This window comes from Serratia sp. (in: enterobacteria), from assembly GCF_046715635.1.
Taxonomy (GTDB): domain Bacteria; phylum Pseudomonadota; class Gammaproteobacteria; order Enterobacterales; family Enterobacteriaceae; genus Chania.
Genome location: NZ_JBKJYW010000544.1, coordinates 1 through 10,289 on the forward strand (window position 1 = coordinate 1; position 10,289 = coordinate 10,289).

At 55.6% G+C, this 10,289-nt stretch carries 8 protein-coding genes and 2 pseudogenes; 5 read left to right on the forward strand and 5 right to left on the reverse strand.

The window, feature by feature from the left end; all coding sequences use genetic code 11:
* Both ACLQ7H_RS28270 and ACLQ7H_RS28275 read left to right on the forward strand, forming a co-directional pair.
* Window positions 1–113, forward strand: a pseudogene (locus ACLQ7H_RS28270) (aldehyde dehydrogenase); the annotation flags it as partial.
* Between the two features lie 95 nt (window positions 114–208).
* A pseudogene (locus ACLQ7H_RS28275) lies at window positions 209–652 on the forward strand (aldehyde dehydrogenase family protein); the annotation flags it as partial.
* A gap of 147 nt (window positions 653–799) precedes the next feature.
* On the opposite strand, the gene ACLQ7H_RS28280 reads toward ACLQ7H_RS28275, so the two are convergent.
* The gene (locus tag ACLQ7H_RS28280; RefSeq protein WP_411755539.1) at window positions 800–2,032 is read right to left on the reverse strand and encodes an MFS transporter; all 1,233 of its coding nucleotides are present in this window, start codon (window positions 2,030–2,032) and stop codon (window positions 800–802) included.
* 231 nt (window positions 2,033–2,263) lie between these two features.
* Here ACLQ7H_RS28280 and ACLQ7H_RS28285 point away from each other — a divergent pair, with 231 nt between their 5' ends.
* Window positions 2,264–3,256 carry an acyltransferase gene (locus ACLQ7H_RS28285; RefSeq protein WP_411755540.1) on the forward strand — a complete coding sequence of 331 codons (993 nt, stop codon included), beginning with the start codon at window positions 2,264–2,266 and terminating at the stop codon, window positions 3,254–3,256.
* Here the strand turns inward: ACLQ7H_RS28285 and ACLQ7H_RS28290 are convergent.
* Together ACLQ7H_RS28290 and ACLQ7H_RS28295 are read right to left on the reverse strand one after the other, a co-directional pair.
* The gene (locus tag ACLQ7H_RS28290) at window positions 3,253–4,170 is read right to left on the reverse strand and encodes a GlxA family transcriptional regulator (RefSeq protein WP_411755541.1); all 918 of its coding nucleotides are present in this window, start codon (window positions 4,168–4,170) and stop codon (window positions 3,253–3,255) included. The two genes, ACLQ7H_RS28285 and ACLQ7H_RS28290, sit on opposite strands and share 4 nt — an antisense overlap.
* A 298-nt stretch (window positions 4,171–4,468) precedes the next feature.
* Entirely contained in the window at window positions 4,469–5,017 is a 549-nt protein-coding gene (locus ACLQ7H_RS28295) for a cysteine hydrolase family protein (protein ID WP_411755542.1), read from the reverse strand.
* 333 nt (window positions 5,018–5,350) lie between these two features.
* On the opposite strand from ACLQ7H_RS28295, the gene ACLQ7H_RS28300 reads away from it, so the two are divergent.
* Entirely contained in the window at window positions 5,351–5,893 is a 543-nt protein-coding gene (locus ACLQ7H_RS28300) for a CS1 type fimbrial major subunit (protein WP_411755543.1), read from the forward strand.
* A 98-nt stretch (window positions 5,894–5,991) separates the two neighbouring features.
* Here ACLQ7H_RS28300 and xylB read toward each other — a convergent pair whose 3' ends face one another.
* Both xylB and xylA read right to left on the reverse strand, forming a co-directional pair.
* A complete protein-coding gene (gene xylB / locus ACLQ7H_RS28305) occupies window positions 5,992–7,443 on the reverse strand; it encodes a xylulokinase (protein WP_411755544.1) in 1,452 nt (483 codons plus the stop codon).
* Between the two features lie 51 nt (window positions 7,444–7,494).
* Window positions 7,495–8,814: a xylose isomerase gene (gene xylA, locus ACLQ7H_RS28310; protein WP_411755545.1), complete on the reverse strand. Its 1,320-nt coding sequence runs from the start codon at window positions 8,812–8,814 to the stop codon at window positions 7,495–7,497.
* A gap of 378 nt (window positions 8,815–9,192) precedes the next feature.
* On the opposite strand from xylA, the gene xylF reads away from it, so the two are divergent.
* A complete protein-coding gene (gene xylF / locus ACLQ7H_RS28315) occupies window positions 9,193–10,188 on the forward strand; it encodes a D-xylose ABC transporter substrate-binding protein (protein ID WP_411755546.1) in 996 nt (331 codons plus the stop codon).
* The last annotated feature ends 101 nt before the right edge of the window (window positions 10,189–10,289 follow it).

The window sequence follows — 10,289 nt, forward strand, 5'->3', positions numbered from 1 at the left end:
GGTATAAACAGTCCGGTATCGGGCGTGAAACCCATAAGATGATGTTGGAGCATTATCAGCAGACCAAATGCCTGCTGGTGAGCTACTCCGAAAAACCGATGGGCCTGTTCTAAGCCCTGAATAGGGAATAAGGGGGCAGCCTGATGCGGCAGCCCCCGGTGTATTAATCGATATTACGTAACTGCCATTCTCCTGCCATCACCCGATCAAGCAGGAAGGGGCCAAGGTGCTGACCGGTGGCCGACGCAGGGCGCTGGATGGCGGGCTGGCACAAGGGTGCTACATGGAACCCACTATTCTGTTCGGTAACAACAGCATGCGGGTATTCCAGGAAGAGATTTTCGGCCCGGTGCTGGCGGTGACCACCTTCAAAGACATGGATGAAGCGCTGGCGCTGGCTAATGATACCGATTTTGGCCTGGGAGCCGGGGTGTGGAGCCGCAACGGTAACATTGCTTACCAGATGGGGCGTAACATTCAGGCGGGCCGCGTCTGGACCAACTGCTACCATGCCTACCCGGCACATGCGGCGTTCGGCGGTTACAAACAGTCGGGGATTGGGCGCGAAACGCATAAAATGATGCTGGAGCACTATCAGCAGACCAAATGCCTGCTGGTGAGCTACTCCGAGAAACCGATGGGGCTGTTCTGAGATGGCGGACCAACGTCAACCGGCTTGAAACGTAGGGGCGCTGCATGCTGCGCCCGTTCAGATAATCAAAGGGTTAGCTCTGGACGAATACGTTGATCATTCAGGCTGAATCAGTAAGTCGTTAAGTGGGCGCAGCATGCGGCGCCCCTAGGTAGCGAGAGTAGCACCGCCACGGTGTTTGCTGAGGAACAGCACCGCTAGCGTCAGCCAACACAGCCCGCTGAGCAGATTGAACAGGCTGAATAACCCGTTACCGCCCCAGACATAGGCCACCTTGGCCAGCTCGATCCCCACGGTGAACACCGACATGCTCAACATCCCCATCACGGCCGAGACGGCACCTTTACTCACGTTGCTGGAAAACAGCGTCAGGCGGTACAGACCGGCGTTCGCCAAGCCAATGCCATAAGCATAAAGGCTCAGCCCGGCGGTCATCCACAGATAGGCGTGCGATGAGAACACCGTAGCCAGTGCGGCAATCAACAAACCCAGCAGCATAGGCCATGCGCCGAGCTTGATTGGGCGTTCAATACTGAGTTTGCCAGTGACGCGGGCCAGCGTCAGGTTGCCGAGGATCAGCGCGCCAAACACCGGGATCTGCAACAGGCCATAGTCCAGCGCCGAGAGCGACTCACCCTTAATCAGGATCACCGGGGACTGGGCAATCCACGCCAGCAGTGGCAGGCTGGCAAAGCCGATAGCCAATGAACCACAGATAAAGCGCCGATTGACCAGCACCTGGCGATAGTCGCGCCACAGGTTGGCCGCCGAGAAGGCTTCCCCTTGCAGCGTGGCGGTTTCAGGCATGGCCTTCCACAGGCCAACAAAGGCAATTGCGGCCAGCGCGGCAAACAGCACAAACATGCTCTGCCAGGAGGCAACGTGAACCCAGGCTGCCCCGGCCAACGGCCCCAGCAGCGGGGCGATCAACGCCACGTTGGCCATCAGCGCGGTGATCTTGATACATGTCGCCTCTTCAAAGGATTCCTGAATGGTGGCATAGCCCACCGCGCCGATAAAGCACAGGCCGATCCCTTGCAGGAAGCGCATCACGATAAACTGTTCGATATTGGTGACCAGCAGAATGGCCAGGCAGGTGACGATAAAGAACAGCACCCCGGCCAGCATCACCGGGCGGCGGCCACGGCGATCCGACAGCGGGCCAAGCAACCACTGCAGGAAAATGCCGCCAGCCAGATAGGCGGTCATTGAGGTGGGCACCCACTCCACACCGGCATTGAAATCGGCGACTACCGCCAGCATACCGGGCTGGATCATATCGTTGGCGATATAGGTCGCGAATTCGAACAGCACCAGACAAAGTGGGAATAAAAGCGCCTGTCGGCCCAGAAGTGCCGCAGGGGGTAATGATGTTTTCATTTTTATTTTACTGATAGTAAAGAAGAAATAAGGAACTGTCAGGGCGGGAATGCGCAAACTGAGCGAGTTGTGGCGGCTATTTTGCCGCCAATTGGTCACCTTGGCAAATCATTAGGCGATGTTTACGCACATTCTTAATAGTGCGTTTAAGCGTTGTGCTGCGCCCCCCTGAGCTATAACCTCTTATTAACATTTCTCTATGACAGAATTATAGGCAACAGACGGGCAGCAATGAGCAATAAAATTGGTTGGATAGATAATTTGCGTGCGCTGGCGTGCATGATGGTGGTGATGATCCACGCGACCACCTACTACGTCGCCAACGGTGTGGCAGTGGGCGAACATAACTGGGATATGGCTAACGTATTGAACTCGATTTCACGGGCTTCGGTGCCGCTGTTCTTTATGATTTCCGGCTTTCTGTTTTTTGGTGAGCGCAGTGCCAACCAAAAACACTTTATCCGCATTACCTGCTGTATTTTGTTCTACAGCGCCATTGCCCTGATTTATATTGCCTGTTTTACCCGCATCGGCTTTTGGCCCTCGTTGCGCGCCATCCTGCAAAAGCCGGTGTTTTATCACCTGTGGTTCTTTTACGCGATTACGGTGATTTACCTGCTTTCGCCGCTGATCAGTGTCAAACCGGTTTCTGGCCGCTATCTGGCCGGGGTGATTGTCATACTGGCGATTATCGCCAACCCCAATACCAGCAAGCTGACCCTGGATAATGTGCAACTGCTGCCGGTGAACCTGTATATCTATGGCGATACCTTCTATTACCTGCTGTATGCCCTGGCAGGGCGGGCGCTTGGCATGATGGCCACCCAACGGCGCGGCGTGAGCCTGCTGGCGGTGTTGGGCTTTATCGCTAGCGTGATACTGATTATCCGTGGCACCAAAAGCCAGATGTTTATCAACGGCAGCTTCGCCGATACGTTTTATATGTACACCGGCCCCTTGGTGTTTGTGGCGGCGGTCTCGCTGCTGGTGTGGTGCAAAAACTGCCTGCCGAATCCGATAGGTTGGTTAGGTGTGATCTCCCGCCATTCGCTGGCGATCTACGGTTTTCATGCCTTGATCGTCAATGTGATGCGTAACCACCACTGGGAGTTTCCGGCCTACCCGCTGCTGGATATCTTCTGGGTGTTTGGCATGGCGCTTGGCGTGAGCCTGCTGCTGTCGATGGGGTTACAGAAAGTGGATACCCGGCGGCTGGTGTCCTAAGCCTGCCAGCGCTGCTGTGCCCGCCGCAGTTGGCGGCCAGAGGAGAAGCCAGCGGTTAACGCCGCTTTTTCCAGACCGTAGCCCTGCTGCAGCCGTTGCTGTGCGACCGCCAGCCGCAGCTGTTCATGATATTCCCGCACGCTGAGGCCGATATGCAGGCGGAACAGCCTGGCCAGATGGCGGCTGCTGACGTGGGCTTTCTCCGCCACCTGGGGGACCGACCACTCGGCCTCCGGCTCGGCGGCCATCACATCCTGCGCCCGGTGCACGGCTGGATGCAGATGATTGCGATAGCGTAACCACGGTGAGAGCTGCGGATCGTCGCCAGAGCGGCGGAAATAAACCACCATCTCACGGGCAACCTCCAATGCGCGGTCAGCCCCACAGTGTTGATTGACCAGGTGCAGGGCCAGATCGATACCGGCGGTGATGCCCGCGCTGGTAAACACCCCACGATCCTCAACGAAAATACGGTTTTCCTTCACCAGCGCGGCCGGTGCCTGCTGGCGCAGACGGTCGATCACGGCGTGGTGAGTGGTGCAATGATAGCCATCGAGCAATCCTGCCTGGGCGGCCAGCAGTGCACCGGAACAGACGCATACCAGGTCAATCTGCCGCTGGGCCAAAGCCGGACGCAACGCCCGGAGCCAATTGCGTGCCAGAGCCGCTTCCTCGCTAGCAAAGTAATGCGATGAGTCCGCCACTCCCGGTATCACCAGAATATCCCCTTCGTTCCACTGTTGCGGCAAGGGGGCTAGCTGGCCGATGGTCATGCCGATGGAACAGGTAATTTGCGGCACCGGGCTGACATAGTGCAGCTGGAACTGCCCGGCAAGCCGCAATACTTCTGCCGGGCCGCTGACATCCAGTAACAGCACGTTGGGGAGCATCAGAAAGTAAACGGCCTTGGGCATAACACCCTCCTGTTAGGCAAGGAAATGCGTAGTCATGTGTCTGGTGTGAGGTACGGTTTTGGTTCAGTGATCGCCCCTCACCCTAACCCTCTCCCACAGGGAGAGGGGACAGAACGTGCCACAATTTTACTCCCGTTCCTGACTTCAGCTTTGAGAAATTTAACGGGCTACAGATTAACTCCCGTACCTGAATACAACACCGTACCAGCTCCCTCTCCCTGTGGGAGAGGGTTGGGGTGAGGGGGATACCGGTCACTAAACGTATGATAAAACGCTATCTCTCTCCAACAAGTTCGGCTTAACCAGCGAGTTGTGCCAATGCCTGATCGACGTTGGCAATGGTGGCAAAGCGATCGACCAGCACGGTTTCAGTATGCCGCTTTAACTGCTCGGGGGTAAAGAGACTACCGTCTGGGTGATGCATCGGAAAAGTGAGCGTGGCTTCGGTCACAAACGTCACTTTATAGCCCAGATCCGAGGCGACGCGGGTAGTGGTTTCACAGCATTGCTCGGTGCGAATACCGCTGATGATCAGATGGTCTATCTGGCGTTCACGTAGCCAAGCATCCAGGCCAGATTCGGTCAACGCATTGTGCACTCGCTTTTGCACCGTAACGTCGGCCTGATGGCTCAGGAACGGTAGGCGTTTCACGTAGCCAGACGCCAAAGAGAACGGCCCCTCAGGCGAGACATGGAACACGTCGACCAGCGGCACCCCTTGCTGCTGGCAACCCGCGATCAGGCGTGTCAGCGCCTGTTGAAACGCAGGCAAATCGTCTTCCTGCCAGAACGGGCGGTGTTGAAAGGATTGTTGAACATCGATGATCAATAGTGCGCTACGTGACATTTTCGGCCCTCCTGAATTTGGTGTAAGACCATATTGCGCTTGCGACAGGACAGAAAGAAGGCCAATAACGGCCATCATTATGGCGATAACGGACGGGATGAAGTTTGCGGGCGGTTACCGAAAATAATCCCGGTGAACGCGGTATTGATTACTATAATTGATTGACCGTCCTTTGGTTGGAACGAGGAGGGTAATGACCCCAACCGCTGGTCTGCAAATGATGTGCAGGTTTCATTCATCGTCGATTTTGGAGGGCAATAGCAAAGGAATAAGAAACCGAACCGTTGGCGGCCATATCGGTAACGATTAACTTATCTGAATGAGCAATCAAACATGAAAAAACGCCAGTTGGCAGTAATTATCGCAAGTGGACTGCTGTTTTTTTCAGGGATGAGTCAGGCACAAGAACACAACGCTTCGGTCACCAAAACCATCGCTATCACCGCCACTATCGGAGACAGTATTTTTGTTTCTCGCCCGCAGGGTGGGGATTGGTATCAGACGGTGGATTTAGCGGCCACCGATGGCACACAGCAATCGTTCGCCAGCAGTATACCGGTACAGGTTTGGAGCACTACGCCGCAGTTCAACGTTTCGCTGGTTCATCCACTTGAGATCGCCCGCACCGATTCAGCTTATAAAATGGATGGGGTTAAGGTTAAGTTTGCCGGTGAAGGCAGCAATGGCAAAGAACTCGGTGCTAGTGGCGCGGCGCAAACCTTCAATCAGAAAGTGAAGGTGGGCAATGGCTATCAAAGCGTTTATCAGTTGAAGGTGAACGCTAATGCGCCTACGAGCAACGGCAATGCCGACACCCAGGGTTTGTACACCGGGGAAATGGTGATGCTGTTTGAGATCGCGGCCAGCTCGATTTAGCCTTAATACTGAGCCACTTAAAGCCTGATGCTAACGGGAATAGCCAAGTACATGCATAGGTGTTAGATATGTATGTACCTGGCAGAGGCGTTGGTGAATTACATCAGCGGCAGCAGGCAGCGGTAAAGCTCGCGGAAGGTGTTGCGTTGGGCGGTGTAATAGTGATGCCGTTCGGCATCCGGCTCATGCACCTGCTCTAACGGCAATTCAGGCAGTAGAGTGCTCAAAGGTACGCCAGGGTTCAGCGCAATCTGCGCCAACCGCGCAGCGCCCAATGCCGGGCCAACGTCGCCGCCGGTGCGGTATTCCAGCCGCTGACCGCTGATATCTGCCAGCATCTGGCGCCAGAACGGGCTGCGTGCACCACCGCCAATCAAGGTGATCGCCGTGGGTTGCAGGCCGCTGGCGTGCAGCACGTCCATACCATCTGCCAGTGCAAAACCCACGCCTTCCAATACCGCCCGTGCGAGATCGTTCGGCCCATGTTGATGAGTGAAGCCCCAGAAGGCCCCTTTGGCATTCGGGTTGTTGTGTGGTGTACGCTCGCCGGAAAGATAGGGCAAGAACCACAGCGGCGTTTCAGCAGGTATAGCCTGCTCAACGTTATGCAGCAGGGTGGCAACGCTGTCGACATTGGTTAACTGGCAGGCCCAGTCCAGGCAGGACGCCGCGCTGAGCATCACCGACATCAGGTGCCAAGTCTGCGGCAGCGCATGGCAGAAACTGTGCACCGCGCTGGCCGGGTTGCTGAGGAAACCGTCGCTGACGGCGAAGTAGACGCCAGAGGTACCCAATGACAACATCGCCTGCCCGGCCTCATACAGCCCGACGCCGATCGCCCCGGCGGCATTGTCACCCCCGCCAGCCACCACCGGCACCGGTGCCATCCCCCAGCGTTGGGCCAGTTCGCTATGCACTTGCCCGGTGATCTGATTACCCTCAAACAGCACAGGCATCTGCTCACGCGTCAGCCCGCAGGCATCAAGCATGGCATCGCTCCAATCACGTTTGGCGACGTTCAACCACATTGTCCCTGCGGAGTCGGACATATCGCTGGCAAATTCGCCGGTGATACACCAACGCAGGTAGTCCTTCGGTAATAGCACCTTGTCGATCTGCTGGAAAATCTGTGCTTCATGCTCCTTGACCCACAATAGCTTGGGGGCGGTGAAGCCGGGCATCATCAGGTTGCCGGTGATTTCCCGTGAGTTGGCTACGGTTTGTTCTAGTGCCTGGCATTGTGCAAAGCTGCGGCCATCGTTCCACAGGATTGCCGGGCGCAATACCCGTTGCTGCTTATCCAGTAACGTGGCGCCATGCATCTGGCCGGTCAGGCCAATGGCTTTGACCTGTTGCAGACTATGCCGTTTGGCCAATGCCAACATGGCGCGGTCGGTGGCTTGCCACCAATCTTGCGGGTCTTGTTCAGACCATAGGGGATGGGGGCGTGAGATGGGCAGTGGTTCACTCTGGCTGGCCAGCAGTTGGCCTTGCTCGCCTAGCAGTATGACTTTCACGCCGGAAGTACCGAGATCGATTCCAATGTACATGAGCACGGATCCTTTGAAGCGCGGTGAGCGGACCCACCGCGCCGTAGAGAGTTAGCCGAACAGGTAGCGGTTGACCAGATTCTCCAGCTTTTCCTGATGCCCGCTGGCATGTTGTGGTGCCAGCACCTGTTGCTCGGCGTGCTGGGCCAGCACTTCGAGCGACAGTTTCCCTTGCAGGATCTGTTGGCCCAGCTCGCCGTTCCAACCGGCATAGCGTTTGGCAACCTGCTGATGTAGCTGACCATCTGCAACCATGCGGGCGGCCACTTTCAGCGCCAGCGCCATGGTGTCCATAGCGCCGATATGGCCGTAGAACAGGTCATATTTGTCGGTACTTTGGCGGCGTACTTTAGCGTCAAAGTTCAGCCCGCCGGTAGTGAAACCGCCAGTCTTGAGAATTTCGAACATCACCAGGGCGTTTTCTTCCACGCTGTTCGGGAACTGATCGGTATCCCAACCTAGCTGTGGATCGCCCCGGTTGGCATCGACCGAACCGAAAATCCCCAACGCGATGGCGGTGGCGATCTCGTGGTGGAACGAATGCCCGGCCAGCGTAGCGTGGTTGGCCTCAATGTTCACCTTGATCTCTTTTTCCAGGCCGAACTGTTTAAGGAAACCGTACACGGTGGCGACGTCGTAATCGTACTGATGCTTGGTCGGCTCCTGGGGTTTGGGCTCGATCAGCAGCGTACCCTGGAAGCCGATCTTATGTTTGTGCTCAACCACCATCTGCATAAAGCGGCCAATCTGTTCACGCTCCTGACGCAGATCGGTATTGAGCAGGGTTTCATAGCCTTCGCGGCCACCCCACAGCACATAGTTTTCGCCGCCTAGCTTGTGGGTGGCGTTCATGGCCGTGAAGACCTGAGTCGCTGCCCAACTGAAGACTTCCGGGTCCGGGTTGGTCGCTGCCCCGGCACCGTAACGCGGATGAGTGAAGCAGTTGGCGGTGCCCCACAGCAGCTTCACGCCGCTGCTTTGCTGCTTCTCTGCCAGCACGTCGGTCATGATTGCGAAGTTGTTCAGGTACTCTTTGAGCGTGGCCCCTTCCGGCGATACGTCGATATCGTGGAAGCAGTAGTAAGGCACGTTCAGCTTATGGAAAAACTCGAATGCCACATCGGCCTTGCGTTTAGCCAGCTCCAGCGCTTCGCCCGGCTGTTGCCAAGGACGATCGAAGGCCCCGATGCCGAACATGTCAGCTCCGTTCCAGCAGAAGGTGTGCCAGTAGCAGGCGGCGAAGCGCAGATGGTCGGCCATACGCTTGCCGAGGATGATTTCATCGGGGTTGTAGTGGCGGAAAGCCAACGGGTTATTGCTGCTGGTGCCTTCGTAACGAACCTGTTCTAGCTGATCAAAATAGGATTGCATGAGTGACTCCTTGGTAACGGTGCCCGGCGAAAAGGATGCGGGATGCGCTCATCTTCGGAGTAAGTGGCGGAATGCTCAATTACGTTATTTCACACTTAAATTCACAGAATTATTAAATGTGCGCGGGATCTCATAATTCAACGAAGGGCCGGTTTTACTGGTCGCGGGTTATTTCACAGGTTTAAAACATGACCGCCATCATAAAATCAACATTAAACCAAAAACCGTAATTCACTGGTGAAAATCTGTAATTGCTGAATACCGCGTAAGCGACAACAATCCACTGGAAGTTTCGTGTTTTATCTCGTCACCTTTCAGTTTTTGCCGTTTTGAAAGCGTACGGATAACTATTTCCCTACACAACTCAAGGGTTATAAAATGAAATTCAAACCACTCTTGCTTTCTGCTTGTGCACTACTGCTACTGGCCAGCCAACCGGGCTACAGCAAACAGATTAAAATCGGGATGGCCATCGACGACCTGCGTCTAGAGCGCTGGCAAAAAGACCGCGATATCTTCGTCAAGAAAGCCAACTCCCTGGGGGCCGATGTGTTTGTTCAGTCGGCCAACGGCAATGAAGAAACCCAAATGGCGCAGATCGAGAATATGATCAATCGCGGCGTCGATGTCCTGGTGATCATTCCTTATAACGGGCAGGTGCTGAGCAACGTGATCAGCGAGGCGAAGCGTGAAGGCATCAAGGTCCTGGCCTATGACCGCATGATCAACAATGCCGATATCGATTTCTACATCTCGTTTGATAATGAGAAAGTGGGCGAGATGCAGGCGCAAAGCCTGGTACAGCGCGTGCCGCAGGGCAACTACTTCCTGATGGGGGGCTCGCCGGTGGATAATAACGCCAAGCTGTTCCGCAAGGGGCAGATGACCGTGCTGCAACCGTTGATCGACAGCGGCAAGATCAAAGTAGTGGGCGATCAGTGGGCCGACGGCTGGTTGCCGGAAAACGCGCTGAAGATTATGGAAAACGCTCTGACGGCCAACAATAACCATATCGATGCGGTCGTGGCCTCCAACGATGCCACCGCCGGTGGAGCCATTCAGGCACTGGCTGCGCAAGGGCTGGCGGGCAAGGTGGCGATCTCCGGCCAGGACGCCGATCTGGCGGTGGTAAAACGCATCGTGGCAGGCACCCAGACCATGACGGTCTATAAACCGATCAGCAAACTGGCCGACGAAGCGGCGGATATCGCCGTGCAACTGGGTAAAGGGGAACAACCCAAGTCTAACGCCAAATTAAATAATGGCAGTAAAGAGGTTTCGGCCTGGCTATTAACCCCGGTACAGGTGGATAAAACGAATATCGACAGTACGATTATTGCCGATGGTTTCCATAAGCAATCGGACCTTAATTAATGACCATGCCATCTGGGGGGAGTGAATAATGCCCTGCCTGTTAGAAATGCGAAATATCACTAAACAATTCGGCGTAGTGAAAGCCGTGGATAATGTCAGCC